The sequence below is a fragment of the Rhodococcus sp. RD6.2 genome (assembly GCF_001040705.1).
Lineage (GTDB): Bacteria > Actinomycetota > Actinomycetes > Mycobacteriales > Mycobacteriaceae > Rhodococcus_G.
Map to the genome: position 1 here is coordinate 256,064 of NZ_CVQP01000010.1, position 18,192 is coordinate 274,255.

The following is an 18,192-nucleotide window of genomic DNA, read 5'->3' on the forward strand; positions in this document are numbered from 1 at the left end:
GGCTCGCATGCCATGCCCGAATCCTCGTCTCCGCAGCCCGGCTCCCGCGCATGGGAGCAGGTGCTGGCACGGCTGGAGCAGATGCTCCTGTCGGGCGAGGTGACGCCCGGTCAGCGGCTGCCCGGCGAACGCGTCCTGGCGGCGAACCTGGGAGTCGGCCGATCCTCGGTCCGTGAAGCACTCCGGGTGATGGAGGCGCTCGGCCTGCTGCGGGCGCAGACCGGGTCGGGGCCGAGCGCGGGCGCGATGATCGTCAGCCGCCCCACCGGTGGCATGTCGATGCTCCTGCGCATGCAGGTTGCGGCACAGGGGTTTCCGGTGTCCGACGTGGTTCAGACCCGGCTCGTGCTCGAGACGGAGGTGATGCGGACGCTCGCCGCACGACGTCCGGCACCGGACCTCGCGACGGCGGTCGAGCTGCTCGACGCGATGGACGACGCGGCGCTGAGCGAGACGGAGTTCCTGATCCTCGACTCGCAGTTCCACGTGGCGCTGGCCGACGCGGCGGGAAACCAGGTGGTCGCGGCGATGATGGCGGGCCTACGCGAATCCATCGAGGCCTATGTCGTCGGTGGCGTGGACGTCGCGGCCTGGCCGACCACCTGCACCCGCCTGCGGCACGAGCACCGCGGGCTGGTGTCGGCGGTGGAGGACGGCGACCCCGACCTGGCCGAGCGCCGGATCCTCGACCACATCCGGGGCTACTACGAGGGCCTCGGGCACTGACGCGCCGGACCCTCAGCGGACGGTCGGGACGCGGCGGGTACTCACTGCGATCCGGTTCCAGGCGTTGATGGTGAGGATGACGCTGATCAGCTGTGCGAGTTCCTGGTCGTCGAAGTGCTCGGCCGCCCGGTCGTACACCTCGTCGGGGACGAATCCGTCGGTCAGCACCGTGACGGACTCGGTCAGTGCCAGGGCCGCGCGCTCGCGGTCCGAGTAGAGCCCGGGTGCCTCCTCCCAGGCGCTGAGCAGGTAGAGCTTCTGTTCGCTGATGCCGGCCGCGCGGGCGTCTCGGGTGTGCATGTCGAGGCAGAAGGCGCAGTGGTTGATCTGTGAGGCGCGGGTGAGCACGAGCTCGACCAGGGTGGGGTCGAGGCCCTTCCTCGCGGCGGCGTCGAGGGCGACCATCGCCTTGTAGACCTCGGGAGCGGCTTCGAACAGGTTGACACGTCGTGCGGTCTCGGTTGTCGTCATGGTGCAACCGTAGAACGCAAATGGTCCCTGCAAATGGTTCAATCGAGCGGTGACATCGTGGGCCAATCTCGGGTTGGATCTGCACCTGGACCTTCGCGGCAGGTCCGGGGTGCGCGCCGCGTTGACGGCCGCGCTCCGCGAGGACGTTCGCTCCGGCCGGCTCCCTCCGGGGGTGCTCCTGCCGCCGTCCCGAACGCTGGCCGCGGACCTCGGGGTCGCCCGCAACACGGTCGCCGACGCCTACGCGGAACTGGTCGCCGAGGGATGGCTCACCGCCCGGCAGGGGTCCGGAACCCGGGTGGCTGCGCGCGCCGCAGCCGTGACGATCGGCCGACCGACGCGGCCGACCCCGCCGCCGCGGCCCGTCCACAACCTGATGCCCGGGTCACCGGATGCCGCGTCATTCCCCCGCGGCGCCTGGCTCGCCTCCACCCGCCGCTCGCTGACCGAGGCGCCGAGCGACGCATTCGGCCCCGGCGACCCGCGGGGCCGTCCGGAGCTACGAAAAGCACTGGCGGACTATCTGTCCCGCGCCCGCGGTGTTCGTGCCGACCCGGACCGCATCGTGGTCTGCGCGGGCACGGCGCATGCGGTCTCGCTGCTCGGATCGGTGCTCGGCGGGCCGATAGCGGTCGAGTCGTACGGCCTGCACGTGCACCGAGACCTACTCGCCACGGCGGGTGTGCGGACGGTGCCGGTCCCCGTCGACGAGGACGGTGCGCGCGTGGCCGCGCTCGCGTCGGCCACCGTCGCGGGTGCACTGCTGACGCCCGCCCACCAGTTCCCCATCGGTGGACCGCTTCATCCGGAACGCCGTGCCGCGGTGGTGGATTGGGCGCGCGACACCGGTGCGATCCTCCTCGAGGACGACTACGACGGAGAGTTCCGCTACGACCGACAGCCCGTCGGTGCGATGCAGGATCTCGACCCCGAGCGGGTCGCGTACCTCGGCTCGGTGAGCAAGAGCCTGTCCCCGGCGCTCCGCCTGGGCTGGATGGTGCTGCCCGACGGACTGGTCGACCCGGTGCTCACCGCCAAGGGCATCTGGGAACGCTGGGTGAGCGTGCCGGACCAGCTCACGCTGGCGGATTTCGTAACGCGCGGCGGCTACGATCGCCAGATCCGGCTGATGCGGTCGCGGTATCGCAGGCGCCGAGACCACTTGGTGGCGGCACTCGCCGAGCGGGTACCGCACGTGCGGGTGTCCGGCATCGCGGCGGGGCTGCACGCCGTCGTCGAGGTACCGCCGGGTGACGAGCGGCGGGTCCTGGCCGCCGCAGCTGACGAGGGCCTCGCGCTCGGTGCGCTGTCGGTGTTCCGGCATCCCGACAGCACGGACACGTGGCGCGAGGGTGTGGTCGTCGGCTACGGCGCCCCGCCCGAGCATGCGTTCGCCGGCGCCCTGGACGCACTGTGCCGGGTCCTCATGCGCTGATGCGCAGTGGCGCGCCTACGGAGGGTTGGGCGTCCTACAGTGCTCCGCCCGCCGCGGGCGGTGCCCCGACGGATTCTCCTGCAGCACTGTTCATCTCGCGGGCCACGAAGTTCTCGAGGTCGAACAGGTTGGTGCCCGCCCGGTTCGCGACGGCGAGGAGCGTGTTCATGGTGGCCACTTCCTCGACCTGCTCCTTCAGGAACCACTGCATGAACTGCTCGCCGAGGTAGTCGCCCTCCTGCCGTGCGGTACCCGCGAGTGCAACGATCTGCTCGGTGACGGTGCGCTCCTGCGCGAGTGCCAGCGCGATTGGTTCGCGGTGGTCCTCGAACTGCGACCTGACCGGGTCGACGCCGCTGAGCTCGACCGGAAGATCACGGTCGAGGAAGTACTGGACGATCATCATCGCGTGGTTGCGTTCCTCGACGGACTGCGCGAAGAAGTACTTCGCCAGCTGCGGCAGATCGGTGCCCGCGAAGTAGACGGCGATCGCGACGTACTGGTGCGACGCGGTGAACTCGTGACGGATCTGATCGTGGAGGAGGGCGTGAAACTTGGTGTCGTTCGCGTCATCCGGCTGGCTCATGGGCACGACAATAGTGCTGGTCAGAGCGTTGCGCACCCAAGTGCAGCCTTATTGAGGGCAGTGTTTCCTAACTGAGTCGACCCTTCCCGCGGACGCGGAGGGTGGCGCGAGAACCCTTCCGAACTGGGGGTTCTCAGACGGAACCACCCGCCGCGAGAGGCGCCGACGGGTCGGCTCCCGCGGCCGACTTCATCTCCCGCGCCACGAAATCCTCGACGCTGAACAGGTTCCCGTCGGCGCGGTCCACGATCGCCAGGAGGGTCGTCATGGACGCGACCTCCTCCACCTGCTCCTTGAGGAACCACTGCATGAACTGCTCGCCGAGATAGTCGCCGGTGTCCCGGGCCGTGCGCGCCAGCATCGTGATCTGGTCTGTCACCGTCCGCTCCTGTCGCAGAGCGAGTTCCACCGGTTCGCGGACGGATGCGAACGCGGTGACGACCTCGTCGACACCGGGAATGGTCACCGCGAGGTCGTTGTCGAGCAGGTACTGGACCATCATCATCGCGTGGGTGCGTTCCTCGTCGGCCTGCGAATAGAAGCGCCGCGCGAGCTGAGGGAGGTCTTGCCCGTCGAAGTAGACCGCGACCGCGATGTACTGCTGCGACGCGGTGAACTCGTGACGGATCTGCGCGTGCAGGAGAGTGTGGAAGTCGCTGCGCTCACGGGGCTCGGCCATGCGCGCAGAGTACCGCCGCGGCCGACCGCGGCCAGGTACGCCGGGGGAGCAGCCACACAGCGGGCGGCACCGCGATCAGTTGGCCGTGATCAGGTCCGCGGGCACCGGTTCGTCGTTCGCGAGGGCCTCGAAGAACCGGGACGCCTTCTCCTGATCCCACAGCAGGACATTGCCCGACCCGGAGACGTCCTCGAACCCGCCGACCGGCACCGTCGTGGTGACCAGGTCGCCGCGCATCGCCCATGCCAGCGACGCCAGGTTCCACAGGTGGTCGCCGTCGTCGACCAGCAGCGAGCCCGCAGTGTCGGTGACCAGCGACCACAACCGGAACGGGTTGAGCATCGTGCCGAGGCTGGTCGCCTTGTCCAGCAGGGCAGCCATGAACAGACGCTGGTTGTTCATCCGGTCCAGGTCGGCGAGTGGCGTCGCACGCGTGCGGACGAACCCGAGCGCCTCCGCACCCGTCAGATCCTGGCAGCCCGGCTGCAGATTGATACCGGCGAGCGGATCGTCGATCGGGTACGGCACGCACAGATTGACGCCGCCGATGGCGTCGACGATGCCCGCGAATCCCCCGAACCCGATCTCCGCGTAGTGGTCCATCCGCAATCCGGTGGCCTCCTCGACGGTGCGCACCAGCAGTTGCGGGCCGCCGCCGTCGATCGCGAAGGATGCGTTGATCTTGTCCTCGCCCCAACCGGGGATGTTCACGTACGAGTCACGGGGAATCGACACCATCGTCGCGGCACCGCTCTTCGGGACGTGGATGACGATGATGGTGTCCGTGCGCTTGCCCGCGATGTCGCCACCCGCGGACAGTTCCTGGTCTTGCTCGGCGGTCAGACCCTCGCGGCTGTCCGACCCGACGAGCAGCCAGTTCGTTCCGGGGGTGTCCGCGATCCGGCCGGGGTAGTCGGCGAGCGCGTCGATGCGGTTCAGCGACCGGTCGAGGTACACGACGGAGACGACCATGAGGATCACGAGCACCAGCGGGATCAACCCGATCCGCCTGCCCCAGTGCCGTCGCCGACGCGATGGACGCGGGGGGTTCGCGGGAGGCTCGGTACCGGGGCGTCCGCTCCGTGGCGGCGGCGGCGGGGGCGGCGGCGACGCCGGTGGCGGCCTGCGGCGCTGCGGGTCGACGTACGGCTGAGGCGTCTGCGTCGGCGCGTACTCCGACCGTGACTGCGGGCCGGGTCCACCCGGTACGGGCGCGGCCGGACGCGGCGCAACCGGTTCCTCCGACCACGCGCGCGGCGTCGCCGCCCTGCCGTCGCGGCGAATCACCTGGGTGCCCTCGCCGGGCGGTGGTCCAGGCTGCTGCCGATACGCGGGCGTGGGCGCCGGATAGCGCGGCGGGGGAACATTGCCGCGTTGCGGCGGGGGGACGTTACCGCGGTGCGGCGGGGGTACATGGCCGCGTTGCGGCGGGGGCGGAACGCTGCCGCGCGGCGGCTGCTGCGGTGCACCGGGGCCGTGCGGGCCCCAGGACTGTCCCCGGCGTGGATCGGCCGCCCGACCCCGGTCGCGGGGGTCGGGGTTGCGGGGACGGTCGTCGTTCACATCGGAAACTGTACTGGTCACGGCCCGGAGGTCGCCGATGTCCGCTGCGTTCAGGGCAGCCAGGACACGTGGCCACGCAGCAGTGTGTAGCCGACGAACGCGACCGCGTCGATGAGCCAGTGCGCGACGACGAGGGGCCACAGTTTTCCGGTCCGCTGCCAATAGCGTCCGAACACGATTCCCATCACGACGTTGCCGAGGCCGCCGCCGAGGCCCTGGTAGAGGTGGTAGCTGCCGCGCAGCAGCGCCGATGCGGCGAGGGACGCGTTCTCGCTCCACCCGAGCCGTCGCAGCCTCGAGATCAGGTAGGCGACGACGAGGATCTCCTCGGCGGCGGAGTTCGCGAGTGCCCACAGCACGAGGGCGGGCAGCCGCCACCAGTGGTCGTCGACAGTGCTGGGGACCACCGTCAGGTTGGCTCCGACCGCGGTTGCGGCGAGGTAGAGCGCGAGGCCGGGCAGCCCGATCAGCGCGGCCAGGCCGACGCCGGGGAGCAGGTCTCGGCGCCACCGCGGGTGCCGTCCGAGTCCGATGCGGTCGGGGCCGAGTCCGCTACGCCACAGCAGGTACAGGCCGAGGGCGGCCCACGCGCACAGTCGGACGATGCCGAGCAGTTGGCGTCCGAGGTCGATCCAGCCGAACGTGGAGCGGGAAGCGTTGAGCGCGACCGACTGGTCGGACAGTTGGCCGGGCTGTAGGGCCGTCTCGATCAGCGACAGGATCCCGGACAGTCCGCTGAGCCCGAACGTGACGAGCAGAACGATCGTGACCTCGACCCACAGTGCGCGGCGCTGCGCTCGGTCGAGCGGCGGTTCGGTCTGTGGGGGCGGGGTCGGGCGCAGCCAGTCGTCGAGCCGGGTCACGTCACGCACGATAGGCGCCTTCGGCGCTCCAGCGCCTCAGTGCCGGGCGCGGAGACCGTTGAGGAAGGGGCAGCCGACGAGGATGCGCAGTGCCCGGTTGAGGCCGGCGGCGTCCTCGACGGGTTCGGTGAACGAGAGCCGGACGTCGCTGTCACCGGTCGGGGACTCCACGCGGAGACGGATGCCGTAGCGGTCGAGGCCGAGGGGGCGGACGCGACCGCCTCGCATGGTCGCGGGAAGTCGATGCGCCAGTTGGTGGATCAGGTCGCCGTGACCGGATTCGAGGTGCTCGAGCCAGCAGTCCTCGACGGACCAGAACGGGTCGGGGACGGCGTCCAGTAGGTCGTCGAGCGGGACGGGCTCGGCGCCGTGGCTGTCGGCGACGACAGCGGAATCGAGGACCAGTCGCAGCAGGGTCGTCGTGTGCCCGACGTCGAGAAGCGCGGGATTCGGGTGATCGGCGGCGACCGCGGCGGCGAGGGCGCGGGAGGCCTCGCCGGGCACGGCGTGCAGGGAGCCGCGCAGCCACACGAGGGACCGGACGCGCTCCCGCAGGACGAGCGGCGCGTTGTCGGTGAGTTCGAGCACGGCGGGGAGACCGCCGCGCCCTGCTTGCCAGGCGAGTGCGGTGACCGCGACATCGGACGGGACGGCGAGCACGACGTCACCGCACGACCGGAGGTGGTGGACCGCCACGGTGACCGGGTCGATGCCGTCGACGGCGAGGACCGCCTGCTGAGCGCGTGCGCAGGCGGTGCGAACGCGTTCGGCGGTGGTCGGGCCGAGCGTGGTGGCGGCGGTCATGTGGTGCTCCTTCTATTCGGGTCCCCTGAGGCTCGAGGTCGTCCAGGTGCGATGGCTCACGATAGGTTAGCCACGCCTAAGTTAGGGTATGCATACCCAGGCGCGCAAGAGTTCCGCGCCGGATTACTGTTGACCGGTGGCCACCCTGCTCAACCTGCAACCTCCCGCCCCCCGAGACCAGCAACCGCCCTTCGCCGGGCTCCTTGCCGAGACCTGCGCCGACGCCGCGGCTGTGCGCGCTCGCAGTCGCGACGCACTCTTCGGCGCGCCGCTGCTCGCCGTGTCCGGGATCGACGGCGTCGATGCGAGCGACGGACCCCTCTGGCTGCGGCTCGACATCGCCCCCGACGCGCTGCCTGCGACGCTCCCCGAACTGACACGCATCGAGGTGGAGTGTCCGTTCGAGTACCTCGACGACGCCGTCGCGCTCGCTCACGGTGACCCGCACCCCCTCCCGGCGCGCCTCGCCGTCCGCGTCGATCCCGCAGGCGCGGGACGCGGCTGGGCTGCCGAGTCGTCGGAACGGGTCGCCGCAGCGGGTGCGCAGCCCGTGCTCGCCGCCGGTCTCGCTGCGGACGACGTCGCCGACTTCCTCGCCGTCCTCGCGCACTCCGACGCCGGCTTCGTCGCCCACGCGACCACCGCAAGTGAGGTCGTCGCGATCCTCTCCGCCACTGTCGCGGCACTGCGCGGCGACGACATCCCCGCCGCGTTCGCCGCCGCCGACCCCGCGCCGATCGCCGCGCTCACGACAGCGGCCGCCGAGGCGATCCGCGAGATCCTCGTCGCGATCGCAGTCCCGGCAGACGCAGGCATCGCAGCCGACCTCCGCGAGCTGGGAATCACCGCCGACATCGGCATCCGCTGACCCTGCCGCCCGTCGACCTGGCGCGGCCGGCAGCCGCCACCTGACGGATGGCCGGGGTGGCGGGGTCGTGGCGGGGGCGGGGGCGGCCCGCGCGCTGCGTAACCTGGACGGGTGCCGCGTATCGCTTACTTCGGACCGTCCGGGACCTTCACCGAGATGGCGCTCGCCCAATTCGAGTCGTCGGGTGTCCTGGCCGGAGCCGTGGAGCGGGTCGCCGCGTCCAGCCCGCCCGCCGCCCTGGCGTTGGTCCGGGACGGCTCGGTGGACGGGGCCGTGGTCCCGATCGAGAGTTCCGTCGAGGGGCCGGTGCGGCCGACGCTCGACGCGCTCGCGGTGGGCGAGCGGTTGCAGATCATGGCCGAGACGGAGCTGGACGTCAGCTTCACGATCGTCGGCAGGCCGGGGACGACCCTCGGCGACGTCCGCACGATCCGCGCCTACCCGGTCGCCGAGGCCCAGGTGCGGGAGTGGATCGAAAGCACGCTGCCGGACGCCGCCGTCGAATCCGCGTCCTCCAATGCCGGGGCCGCCGAGGACGTGGCAGCGGGACGTGCCGACGCCGGGGTGTCGACGGCCCTGGCCGGCGAACGGCTCGGCCTGGTTGCGCTCGCGTCCGACGTCGCGGACTTCGCCGGTGCCCGAACACGATTCGTACTCGTCACCCGCCCCGCGCCGGTGCCCCCCGCGACCGGATCGGACCGGACCTCCGTCGTTCTCCAGCTCAACCACGAGCCGGGATCGCTCGTCGGCGCGATGTCCGAATTCGCCACTCGCGGAATCGATCTCACCCGCATCGAATCCCGTCCGACCCGTATCGAGTTCGGCACCTACCGCTTCTACCTGGACTGCACCGGGCACATCGAGGACTCTGCCGTAGCGGAGGCGCTCAAGGCGTTGCACCGCAAGCACACGGTCCGGTTCCTCGGATCCTGGCCTGCCGCGACGGACGGCGGCAAACGGCCTCCGTCGGACGACGAGGCGAACGACTGGTTGCAGCGCATCGTCGCGGGCGAGAACGAAGGGACGAACTGAGGTGGCGGGCAAGCTGATCCTGGTCCGGCACGGACAGACCGAGGCGAACGTCGCGAGGCGGTTGGACACCCGGCTTCCCGGTGCCCGGCTGACCGAGTTCGGCGAGGGGCAGGCGAGGACGTTCGGATCGGCGCTGGCCGGACCCCTTCCCAAAGCGGTGGTGGCCTCGGAAGCGTTGCGGGCGAGGCAGACCGCGAGCTACATCGAACAGGCGTCCGGCATCGTCGTGCAGGTCCGTGAGGGCATCCACGAGGCGCAGGCCGGTGAGCTGGAGGACCGCTCCGACCGTGCCTCACACGAGTTGTTCGCCTCGGTGTTCCATTCGTGGCACATCGGTGAGCTGGGTGCCCGGATTCCCGGCGGTGAGTCCGGCGAGAACGTGCTGGAGCGGTACCTGCCGGTGGTGGACTCGCTCCGTTCGCAGTATCTGGACGGCAGTGACGACGAGGGCGACGTGCTCGTGGTCAGCCACGGTGCGGCGATCCGGCTGGTCGCGGCGCACCTGACCGGTCTCGACGGCCGGTTCTCCGCCGACACTCACCTCGACAACACCCAGACGATCGAACTCGTCCCGACCGCGGCGGGCGGGTGGGAGTGCGTGCGCTGGGGCCTGGTGCTGCCGCCGTTCCGGGTTCCTGCGGTGGACGTCGTCGACGACCCGATGGGCTGATCGGGTTCCACCCGGCGGGCTGATCGGGTTCCACCCGGCGGGCTGATCGACCCGTACGCTGAGTTGGTGACAGGGACGGGGCGCATCGACGGGCGCACGCTGCGGTATGCGGGGCGCCGGGACGAGCTGCTCGACGCGGTCACGGCCTACGTGATCGAGCACGGGGTGGCCGAGCTGTCGATGCGTCCGCTCGCGAAGGCGGTCGGAGTCTCGCACGCCTCGCTGCTGCATCACTTCGGGAGCAAGGAGAACCTGCTCGCCGAGGTGATCGAGCGGATGCGCGGCGAGTCGATCCCGGTCGAGCTGACGGCCGAAAAACTCGACAACCCAATGGAGATTCTGCGCACGTGGTGGCAGGTGCGGATGCAGCCGGCCCAGCTGTCGCGGTTCCGCGTCATGCTGGAGATCTATGTTCAGGCGGTCCTCAAGCCGGACCAGAATCCGCGTTTCCTCGACCGGTTCGTCGGGCAGTGGCTCACTGTTCTCGAGTCCGGGCTGAGGGCCGCGGGCTGCCCGGATACCGAGGTGTCGGCGCGGGCGACACTGATCCTCGCGCAGGTGCGGGGTCTGACGCTCGACCTGCTCGCCACCGGCGACCAGGACCGGGTGAATCGGGCGTTCGAGACGTACGTGGACGCGCTCGCCGTGACGGTCGCCGGCTGGTCGAGGCCCTCCTGACGATCAGCGTCGACGGGGAAGGAGCGCGGGGACGACGAAGGCCCTGAGTTTCTCGCGGACCCGCTCGAGGGCGTTGTCGTCGGTGCCGTACTGACTGATGTACATGATCTCGAGCTCGGAGATCCATTCGGAGAGCATCCGCAGGTCGAGGTCGGCGCGGATGTTTCCCGCGGCCTGTTCGTCGGCGAGGATCGGGCCCCACAGCTCGTGTGTCAGCTCGATCGCGCGGCCCGACTCGCCCAGCAACTGCATCGACAGGGCCATCGACTCGGGGGAGACCAGCCGGTTGACCATCGGGTCGAGGTGGCCTTTGCGGATGTCCTGGCAGATGCCCTCGACGATGCGTTCCTCGACGGTCGGCCACCGGGTGATGTGTGCGCGGGCCCGGCTCATGTTGGCGCGGGCGCGCCGGACCACCGATTCGGCGATCAGGGACTCGCGGTCCGCGAAGTAGCGGTACACCGTTGCGCGCGACATCGATGCGGCCTTCGCGACATCCTCCATCGTGGTCTTGGCGATGCCGTACCGCGCGAAGCACTCTTCGGCCGCCGTCAGGATTGCCGCGCGGGCGTCTGTCTGGTTGTCGGTTCCGGTCCGTGCTGCCACGGAGGAACAGTACCAATCGAGAAATCAACCGAAAGTAGTTAGATAAGACGCTAGACATTGATTGTCTCGTGTGTCACGCTCGGTTCATGGAGCGCGACGAGAAGATCAGGCTCACGCAGCGGCTCATCGCCCACGTGGACAACGACACCACCGACTACGCGGACGACCTGCTCCGCGTGCCGTTCTCGGTCTTCAACGACCCCGAGCTGGCGGCGAAGGAACGGGACGTCGTGCGGCGCTTCCCGCACATCGTGGCCCACGTCGACGAGCTGCAGAAGTCCGGTGACTTCCTCACCACCGAACTCATCGGCACACCGCTGCTCGTCGTCAAGCAGAACGACGGCAGCGTCAAGGCCTTCTCCAACGTGTGCAGGCACCGAGGATCCAAGGTCGAGTTCGGTGAGTCGGGCTGCAAACGCGTCTTCGCCTGCCCGTACCACAACTGGTCCTACGGCAAGGACGGCGCGCTGCGCGGATTGCCGCACGCCGAGGGGTTCGACGGCATGGACCGCGGCGCGTACGGGCTGGTCGAGTTCCCGTGCGAGGTCCGGCACGGACTGGTCTGGGTGGTGCCGACGGTCGGCGCCGACCTCGACATCGCGTCGGTGCTCGGTGCCAAGCACGACGCCGAGGTCGCCGACACCGGCATGGCCGCCTCCTTCCAGGTGCGGAAGGAGACCTGGAAGCTGGACATGAACTGGAAGATCGCCGTGGACGGCGTGCAGGACTCCTACCACCTCTGCCAGTTGCACACCAAGACCGTGTGCAACTACCTCGAGGGCAACATCACCGCGCTCGACGTGGTGGACCGGTCGTGGCGACTCGTGGTGGCGCGCAAGGCGATCACCGAGGTCCGCGATGCCGATCCGGACAGCTTCGACGTCCGCGACTACTCCCTCGCGAACTACACGATCTACCCCGGAACCATGTTGGTCACAGAGCCGAATCACTTCGAGGTCTGGACCATCGTCCCCGACAAGGACGATCCGAACGTCAGCTACTGCACCATCCGGTTGCTGTCCCCGAAGAAGCCGGAGACACCGCGCGAGGAGCGGATCCTGGAGAAGAACTGGGAACTGCTGATGGAGACTCTCCATGCCGAGGACTGGTTCGTGACCAAGACCATCACCGACAACGCCGCGCACGGCCAGGTCGAGGAGCTGATCTACGGCCGAAACGAGTTGCCGGGACAGCTCTTCCACAACATGGTCGCGGGCGACGTCGCCGAGCTCGACCGCGAGCGCGAGGCCCGGCTCGCGGCGTCGCGGTAGCCCCCGATGACAGTCCTGCTCCGGGAGCATCCCGCACCGGGTGTGCTCCGGTTGACCTTGAACCGTCCGCAGGTGCGCAACGCGATCTCGCTGTCGCTGCAGCGTGAGCTGGACGACGTGCTCGCCGAGGCCTCCCGCGACGACGCGGTGCGTGCCGTGATCGTCGCGGGCGCCGGCCCCGACGCCTTCTCGGCGGGGTACGACCTCTCCGAGCTCGCGGTGATGTCACCGGACGAGACCATGGCCGCGATGCTCGAACGGGAGGAACTGCTGTGGCGGTATCTCACGTTTCCGAAACCGATCGTCGCGGCCGTCGCCGGTGCAGCCCACGGTGCCGGCAACATCATCGCCGCAGCCTCGGACCTGCGGGTCGGCGGTCCCTCGACGCGTTTCACGATGAGCTCCGCCAAGTACGGCGGCGCGAACCTGACCTGGCTGCTGGACGGCCTGGTCGGAGCGGGCCAGGCGCGGGACCTGTTGATGACGTCGCGGACGGTCGACGGCGCCGAGGCCCACCGGATCGGTCTGCTCAGCCGCTTCGCCGAGGACGGGGAGGTCGGACAACTCGCGATCGACACGGCGACCCAACTCGCCGAGCAGCCGCCGGAGGGGCTGCGTGAGATCAAGGCGCTGCTACTCGACGGGCCGGGCCGGGATCTGCGGGCCCGCTACGACCGGGAGAACTCCGTCGCCCGGACCACGCTGCGCCCGCGTCCGATCACCGACATGTTCTCCGGATTCTTCGCCCGACCGGGACGGACGGCGCGATGACCGATCCGACCACCCTCGACATCTGGAACCCGGGCTGGCCGGATCCGTTTCGGCCGACTGTCGGCGCCGACGACGAGTACGCGGACCTCGTCGACGCGCTGCGCGAGGTCCAGGAAGCGGTGACGCGGAGTCGCCCGACACCCGAGGCGGCGGCGGAGGCCGCCGCCGCATTGCGGGTGGTCGCGCGGCGAATGCGGGAGTTCGAGGTCGACGAAGACGAGCAGATCGCCGGAAAGCGTTGGGAAACACCGGGGAAGGCACATTCACTCGCTCCAGTCCTGCACATCGACACCGTGACCGACACCGCCGCCACCGGACGCGTGACGGTGGGACGGTTCCACTCCGGCCGGTACGCGATGAACGGCGGGGTGACGCCGCTGATCTTCGACGAACTCCTCGCCCGCCTGGCGAACAGTGCCGGCCGGCCGTGGGGGCGCACCGCGTACCTCAACGTGAGCTTCCGTGCGCTCGCACCACTGCACACCGAACTGACGGTGACGGCCGAGCTGGTCAGACAGGAGGGTCGTAAGCGGTTCTTGCGCGGGGCCATGTACCACGGCGACGTCCTGGTCGCCGACGTGGAGGGACTGTGGGTGGAACTCAAACCCGAACAGACACAGAATATCTCGAAAGACCTGGAAGGACGTGAGCGATGAGCGGGTTCTCGCTACTGGACGGGGTGCGCGTCCTCGAAGTCGCCCAACTGGCGCCGGCCTCGCTGGGCGGGCACCTCGCGGACCTCGGCGCCGAAGTGATCAAGGTGGAGTCGGGCCCGCTCGGCGACCCGGTCCGGGTCGGCGGCAGCCGGGCGATCGGCGACGCGGACGGACCCGCGTTCATGCATCTGCGGTGGAACCGCGGAAAGAAGTCCGTCGCGCTCGACCTGCGCAGCCCCGAGGGTAAGCAGGCGTTCCTCGACCTCGCCGGTTCGTGCGACGCCGTGATCGAGGGCATGCGCGGTGGCTACCTGGATTGGCTCGGAGTCGGCTACGAGCAACTGCGGCACGTGAATCCGAAGATCGTGCTGTGCACCGTGTCCGGTATGGGCACCGACGGGCCCTATCGTGTTCTCGGCACCGGCGGTCCGGTATTCGACGCGTACGCCGGGCTCCGTGAGGTGAGCACGCCGGCGGATCCCCCGACCGAGGGCATGGCGGGTTCCACGACTCCGCCGATCGCGATGTACGCGCTCGGAGCGTACGGGGCGATGGGCCTGCTCGCCGCGCTGCACAAGGCGGGAGCCACCGGCGAGGGATGCCACGTCGAGGTGGCGGGTATCGACGTCGCGGCGGCGTGGATGCCGGATCTGGTGGATGCGGAGCTGAACAGGGATCGGTCGATTCCGCGTCCGACCTGGCTGCCGGACGGGCGACTGCCCGACTGGCCGCGGCTCGAGGCGTATCGCACCAGCGACGGCGAGGCGATTCTGTTCGGGTCGCACGTGGAGAAGTTCTGGCACAACTTCCTCGTCGCGGTCGGGCGGGACGACCTGGTCGGCGTCGATCTCACCAGCACCGATGACGGTGCCGCCGCCCGCGCCGACCTGGTGTGGCGGGCGCTGACGGAGATCTTCGCGCAACGCACCCGCGCCGAGTGGGTGGGGTTGTTCCTCGAGCACGGCATCGCGGGCGGCCCGGTCAACACCGTGGCGGACATGCTCGCCGATCCGCACTTCCGGGCGCGGGAGAACACCTACCGCGTCGACCACCCGGAGGCCGGTGAGCTCGAGTTCGTGGTCAGTCCGGTGCGCGTTGCCGGGGAGAAGTTCGCCCCCTCGCTGCCGCCTGCGGTTGGCGCGGACACCGCGGCGGTGCTGCGGTCGGTGGCGCATTACAACGATGGACAGATTGCCGCCGCGACCGACCCGCGCGCCCCTCGAGTCGAGGCGTCGACCGCCGACTGACCCGGACGGGGGACCCGTACGAACGACGCCCACTCGAAACATTTTGCGTGGGTGTCGTTTTCGTGTCTCGGTGCGGTCCGGTCGCCTGGGTTGAAAGTCCCGAATCGGGCATTGCGCCCTCTCCCTACAGCTGTTAGGTTTACGGCACGAAGTGAGGGTGATCACACCACGTCGATGCTGCTGGCGAGCCGGGCGGCGACAACGCCGCCGGCCGACGACACGGCACTTGAACACAAGGAGCACAGATGAATCTCGCGGACCTGACCCGGTTCTGGGGCAAGACGCGTTCGCAGCAGCAGGCGATCGTGTTCGGGGACACGTCGCAGACTTGGGGCGAGGTCGACGCGATCACCGACGCGCTCGCGCGCGGTCTGGCGGCCCGAGGTGTCCGCAAGGGTGACCGGGTCTCGGTCATGATGCTCAACCGCCCCGAACTCGCCCACGTCATCCTCGCGACGCTCAAGCTCGGCGCCATCAGCGTCCCGCTCAACTTCCGGCTGACGGCCAAGGAGCTGGCCCCGATGGTGGTCGACTCCGCTCCGCGCGTGGTGATCGTCGAGGACGACTTCGCGCCGCTTCTCGAGGTGGCCGCCGAGCAGGTGGAGTTCGAGACCTACTCCATCGGCGGCAGCACCCACCCGCCCTACGAGCGACTGATCGATCCGGGTACCGCGCCCGTCGTCGCCATCGACGCCGACGACCCCGGCTTCATCTGCTACACCTCCGGCACCACCGGAGTGCAGAAGGGGGCCCTCATCACCCATCGCAACGCGATGACTCCGGGCATCTCGCAGTCGATCACCTTCGGCTTCTCGTCCCGGGACCGGGTGCTCTGCTCGGCTCCGCTCGTGTACACCGGCTCGGTCCTGTCGATCTTCATGCAGCTCGTCGTGGTTCCCGGCGCGACGATGGTGCTGCTGCGCGAGTACGACCCCGAGATCGCCCTCGACACCTTCGAGCGCGAACAGATCACCGCCACGACCACCGTCCCGGTGATCTGGGAGCGGATGACGATGCTGCCCGACTTCGGCACCCGCACGCTCGCGAAGTTCACGTTCGCCGGGACGGGCGGCGCACCGGTCAGCCTGGACCTGCTCGACTTCTACCGCTCGCACGGCATCCCGCTCACCCAGTGCTACGGCCTGACCGAGGCGTCCGGCATGGTGTCGACCCTCGCGTACGAGGACGCCCTGTCCCGCCCCGGCTTCGCCGGGCTCCCGCTGGTCGGCACCCACGTCCGGATCGGGGATCCCGACGTGGACACCCCGGCGGGCGAGGTCGGCGAGATCCTGGTCCGCGGAGAGCACGTCCTGCGGGAGTACTGGAACAAGCCCGAGGCCACCGCGGCGACCCTGGTCGACGGGTGGCTCCGCACGGGCGACCTCGGCATGCAGGACGAGGGCGGCTTCCTCAAGATCGTCGATCGCAGCAAGGACATGCTCATCTCCGGTGGGCTGAACGTCTATCCGGCCGAGATCGAAAAGGCCCTGCACGGCATCGAGGGTCTGGTGGACCTCGCCGTCATCGGCGTCAAGGACGACCGCTGGGGCGAGGTCCCGATGGTGGTGTTCCACAGCGAGCGCCCCGCCGCCGAGATCGTCGCCGACATCTCCGCCGTCGCCGGCGAGAACCTCGCGAAGTTCAAGCGCCCCAAGCACGCCGTCGCACTCGGCGAACCCCTGCCCCGCACCTTCTCCGGCAAGCTCGCCAAGCCGTCTCTGCGCCAACGCTTCCCCGAGGTGCCCGTCGACGCCCTCGCGGTCGACGGCACCGCTGCGCCCGCCTGAGCCAGGACAGGTCTCCCAAGGCGCGAACCCTCATCCACTGCAGTTCCCCCTCCCGAGAGGAATGCACGTCGTGGCCCGAGCTCGTGAAGTCAACATCTCCCAACTCATCGACACCGCACCGGTGTCGGCCCTCCAGAAGCGCGCCATCGCACTGTGTCTGGCGCTCGCCGTCCTCGACGGCATGGACGCCCAGCTGATCGGCTTCGCGATTCCCGCGCTGTCCGAGGACTGGGGACTGTCCAAGGCGTCGTTCGGGCTGCTGCTGGCGCTCAGTAGCGGCGCGATGGTCGTGGGCAGCCTGCTGTTCGGTCCAGTCGCCGACCGGTGGGGCAGGCGCCGGGTCATCCTCGTGTGCACCGTGCTGTTCTCGGTGTTCACCCTGGCGTCCGCGTTCGCGCCGTCGATGGGTGTGCTGATCGTGCTGCGCATCCTCGCGGGAATCGGCCTGGGCGGAGTCACCCCGAACCTGATCGCCCTCACCAGCGAGTACAGCCCGGCACGCAGCCGCGCCACCCTGGTCACCATCGTCGTCGCGGGCATGTCCCTCGGCGGCTTCCTCGGCGGACTCGCTGCCGCGCAACTCATCCCGGCGTACGGCTGGCAGTCGATCTTCGTCGCCGGTGGCGTCCTCCCGCTGATCGCGGCGGCGTTCGCCTGGCGATGGCTGCCGGAGTCGGGCAAGTTCCTCGCCGCACGCGGCGACCACGACGCCGTGTCGAAGATCGTCGCGGCGATCTCCCCGCAGACCGACCTCTCCGACGAGGTTCGGTTCACCCAGGACTCGGTGGCCGAGACGAAGTCGCCGGTGCGGGAGCTCTTCGCGGGTGGACGGGCAGTGGACACCGGTCTGCTCTGGATGGTCTTCGTCGTCAACTTCCTGGTGATCTACTTCCTGTTCGGATGGATGCCGACGCTGTTCAGCGAGGCGGGTCAGAGCTCGTCGAACGCCATCCTGGCGGCCGCCCTGTTCAACCTCGGTGGCATGGCGGGTGCCCTGTCGGTCGGCCGCATCACCGATCGTGTCGCCGCGGCATGGGGTCCGTCCGGCGGCCCCCGCGCGGCCTATGCGGTGGTCATGGCGGGCTACAGCATCGGAGCGCTGTTCATCGGCGCGGTGGCGATGTCGCTCGCCAACTCCACACTGCTGCTCGTCGCGATCTGTGTGGTCGGGTTCGGCATCTCCGGCAGTTCGGCGGGCATCATCGCTATCGCGGCGTCCATCTACCCGGTGGCCGCGAGGTCGACCGGCATCGGCTGGGCCATGGGTGTCGGGCGCATCGGGTCCATTGTGGGTCCGACCGTCGGTGCCGCCCTGATCGCGGCGGGCATGGACGCCCGCACGATCTTCCTGCTGATGATCGTGCCGACGGGACTCGCGGTCCTGACCCTGGGGGTGCTGCTGCTGCGCGAGCGTCGCCGTGACCGAGTCGTGGACGTCGCCGCACCCGCGGCCGTCGCCGTCGCGGTGGACTGAGCGCC

General features: G+C 69.7%; 19 protein-coding genes. 12 read left to right on the plus strand and 7 right to left on the minus strand.

Going from position 1 to position 18,192, the window contains the following annotated elements; all coding sequences use genetic code 11:
• Positions 1 to 12 precede the first annotated feature (12 nt).
• Positions 13 to 726, plus strand: coding sequence for a FadR/GntR family transcriptional regulator (locus RHCRD62_RS22140; protein ID WP_050066898.1), 714 nt, complete (start codon positions 13 to 15; stop codon positions 724 to 726).
• A gap of 12 nt (positions 727 to 738) precedes the next feature.
• On the opposite strand, the gene RHCRD62_RS22145 is transcribed toward RHCRD62_RS22140, so the two are convergent.
• On the minus strand, positions 739 to 1,197 hold the full coding sequence (locus RHCRD62_RS22145; RefSeq protein ID WP_050066899.1) for a carboxymuconolactone decarboxylase family protein: 459 nt from the start codon (positions 1,195 to 1,197) through the stop codon (positions 739 to 741).
• A 49-nt stretch (positions 1,198 to 1,246) separates the two neighbouring features.
• Here RHCRD62_RS22145 and RHCRD62_RS22150 point away from each other — a divergent pair, with 49 nt between their 5' ends.
• Complete coding sequence (locus tag RHCRD62_RS22150; protein ID WP_050066900.1) at positions 1,247 to 2,632, plus strand: MocR-like pyridoxine biosynthesis transcription factor PdxR; 1,386 nt, start codon at positions 1,247 to 1,249, stop codon at positions 2,630 to 2,632.
• A gap of 34 nt (positions 2,633 to 2,666) precedes the next feature.
• Here the strand turns inward: RHCRD62_RS22150 and RHCRD62_RS22155 are convergent, their stop codons facing one another.
• The 5 genes from RHCRD62_RS22155 to RHCRD62_RS22175 form a co-directional block, all read right to left on the minus strand.
• Positions 2,667 to 3,218, minus strand: a complete 552-nt coding sequence (locus RHCRD62_RS22155) for a ferritin (protein WP_050066901.1) — start codon at positions 3,216 to 3,218, stop codon at positions 2,667 to 2,669.
• A 133-nt stretch (positions 3,219 to 3,351) separates the two neighbouring features.
• Positions 3,352 to 3,897 carry a ferritin gene (locus RHCRD62_RS22160; RefSeq protein WP_050066902.1) on the minus strand — a complete coding sequence of 182 codons (546 nt, stop codon included), beginning with the start codon at positions 3,895 to 3,897 and terminating at the stop codon, positions 3,352 to 3,354.
• 75 nt (positions 3,898 to 3,972) lie between these two features.
• The gene (locus RHCRD62_RS22165) at positions 3,973 to 5,460 is read right to left on the minus strand and encodes an LCP family protein (RefSeq protein ID WP_253277432.1); all 1,488 of its coding nucleotides are present in this window, start codon (positions 5,458 to 5,460) and stop codon (positions 3,973 to 3,975) included.
• 50 nt (positions 5,461 to 5,510) lie between these two features.
• A complete protein-coding gene (locus RHCRD62_RS22170; protein ID WP_050066904.1) occupies positions 5,511 to 6,323 on the minus strand; it encodes a CPBP family intramembrane glutamic endopeptidase in 813 nt (270 codons plus the stop codon).
• Between the two features lie 36 nt (positions 6,324 to 6,359).
• A complete protein-coding gene (locus tag RHCRD62_RS22175; protein ID WP_050066905.1) occupies positions 6,360 to 7,127 on the minus strand; it encodes a DUF2470 domain-containing protein in 768 nt (255 codons plus the stop codon).
• Positions 7,128 to 7,263: 136 nt separating this feature from the next.
• On the opposite strand from RHCRD62_RS22175, the gene RHCRD62_RS22180 reads away from it, so the two are divergent.
• The 4 genes from RHCRD62_RS22180 to RHCRD62_RS22195 all read left to right on the plus strand — a co-directional run bounded on the left by RHCRD62_RS22180 (position 7,264) and on the right by RHCRD62_RS22195 (position 10,375).
• Complete coding sequence (locus RHCRD62_RS22180) at positions 7,264 to 7,995, plus strand: hypothetical protein (RefSeq protein WP_050066906.1); 732 nt, start codon at positions 7,264 to 7,266, stop codon at positions 7,993 to 7,995.
• Positions 7,996 to 8,106: 111 nt separating this feature from the next.
• A complete protein-coding gene (gene pheA / locus RHCRD62_RS22185; RefSeq protein ID WP_050066907.1) occupies positions 8,107 to 9,027 on the plus strand; it encodes a prephenate dehydratase in 921 nt (306 codons plus the stop codon).
• 1 nt (position 9,028) lies between these two features.
• Positions 9,029 to 9,697 carry a histidine phosphatase family protein gene (locus RHCRD62_RS22190; protein ID WP_050066908.1) on the plus strand — a complete coding sequence of 223 codons (669 nt, stop codon included), beginning with the start codon at positions 9,029 to 9,031 and terminating at the stop codon, positions 9,695 to 9,697.
• A gap of 66 nt (positions 9,698 to 9,763) precedes the next feature.
• Positions 9,764 to 10,375, plus strand: coding sequence for a TetR/AcrR family transcriptional regulator (locus RHCRD62_RS22195; RefSeq protein ID WP_050066909.1), 612 nt, complete (start codon positions 9,764 to 9,766; stop codon positions 10,373 to 10,375).
• 3 nt (positions 10,376 to 10,378) lie between these two features.
• Here RHCRD62_RS22195 and RHCRD62_RS22200 read toward each other — a convergent pair whose 3' ends face one another.
• Positions 10,379 to 10,981, minus strand: a complete 603-nt coding sequence (locus tag RHCRD62_RS22200) for a TetR/AcrR family transcriptional regulator (RefSeq protein WP_050066910.1) — start codon at positions 10,979 to 10,981, stop codon at positions 10,379 to 10,381.
• An 86-nt stretch (positions 10,982 to 11,067) separates the two neighbouring features.
• Between RHCRD62_RS22200 and RHCRD62_RS22205 the strand changes: the two genes are divergently transcribed.
• From RHCRD62_RS22205 to RHCRD62_RS22230, 6 genes are all read left to right on the plus strand, one after another.
• Complete coding sequence (locus RHCRD62_RS22205) at positions 11,068 to 12,252, plus strand: aromatic ring-hydroxylating oxygenase subunit alpha (protein ID WP_050066911.1); 1,185 nt, start codon at positions 11,068 to 11,070, stop codon at positions 12,250 to 12,252.
• Positions 12,253 to 12,258: 6 nt separating this feature from the next.
• Entirely contained in the window at positions 12,259 to 13,023 is a 765-nt protein-coding gene (locus RHCRD62_RS22210) for an enoyl-CoA hydratase/isomerase family protein (protein ID WP_050066912.1), read from the plus strand.
• Entirely contained in the window at positions 13,020 to 13,679 is a 660-nt protein-coding gene (locus RHCRD62_RS22215) for a hotdog fold domain-containing protein (protein WP_050066913.1), read from the plus strand. The genes RHCRD62_RS22210 and RHCRD62_RS22215 overlap by 4 nt, the downstream gene beginning before the upstream one ends.
• Positions 13,676 to 14,926 carry a CaiB/BaiF CoA transferase family protein gene (locus RHCRD62_RS22220; protein WP_050066914.1) on the plus strand — a complete coding sequence of 417 codons (1,251 nt, stop codon included), beginning with the start codon at positions 13,676 to 13,678 and terminating at the stop codon, positions 14,924 to 14,926. Before RHCRD62_RS22215 ends, RHCRD62_RS22220 begins: the two co-directional genes overlap by 4 nt.
• Before the next feature lie 245 nt (positions 14,927 to 15,171).
• Complete coding sequence (locus RHCRD62_RS22225; RefSeq protein ID WP_050066915.1) at positions 15,172 to 16,713, plus strand: class I adenylate-forming enzyme family protein; 1,542 nt, start codon at positions 15,172 to 15,174, stop codon at positions 16,711 to 16,713.
• Between the two features lie 70 nt (positions 16,714 to 16,783).
• On the plus strand, positions 16,784 to 18,187 hold the full coding sequence (locus RHCRD62_RS22230) for an MFS transporter (RefSeq protein ID WP_050066990.1): 1,404 nt from the start codon (positions 16,784 to 16,786) through the stop codon (positions 18,185 to 18,187).
• Positions 18,188 to 18,192 lie beyond the last annotated feature (5 nt).

Bases quoted from the DNA above. Each gene is read 5' to 3' on its own strand.
- RHCRD62_RS22210 (WP_050066912.1), top strand. From the start codon at position 12,259: ATGACAGTCCTGCTCCGGGAGCATCCCGCACCGGGTGTGCTCCGGTTG.
- RHCRD62_RS22215 (WP_050066913.1), top strand. From the start codon at position 13,020: ATGACCGATCCGACCACCCTCGACATCTGGAACCCGGGCTGGCCGGAT.
- RHCRD62_RS22175 (WP_050066905.1), bottom strand. From the start codon at position 7,127: ATGACCGCCGCCACCACGCTCGGCCCGACCACCGCCGAACGCGTTCGC.
- RHCRD62_RS22145 (WP_050066899.1), bottom strand. From the start codon at position 1,197: ATGACGACAACCGAGACCGCACGACGTGTCAACCTGTTCGAAGCCGCT.
- RHCRD62_RS22225 (WP_050066915.1), top strand. From the start codon at position 15,172: ATGAATCTCGCGGACCTGACCCGGTTCTGGGGCAAGACGCGTTCGCAG.
- RHCRD62_RS22140 (WP_050066898.1), top strand. From the start codon at position 13: ATGCCCGAATCCTCGTCTCCGCAGCCCGGCTCCCGCGCATGGGAGCAG.
- RHCRD62_RS22160 (WP_050066902.1), bottom strand. From the start codon at position 3,897: ATGGCCGAGCCCCGTGAGCGCAGCGACTTCCACACTCTCCTGCACGCG.
- RHCRD62_RS22220 (WP_050066914.1), top strand. From the start codon at position 13,676: ATGAGCGGGTTCTCGCTACTGGACGGGGTGCGCGTCCTCGAAGTCGCC.
- RHCRD62_RS22155 (WP_050066901.1), bottom strand. From the start codon at position 3,218: ATGAGCCAGCCGGATGACGCGAACGACACCAAGTTTCACGCCCTCCTC.
- RHCRD62_RS22205 (WP_050066911.1), top strand. From the start codon at position 11,068: ATGGAGCGCGACGAGAAGATCAGGCTCACGCAGCGGCTCATCGCCCAC.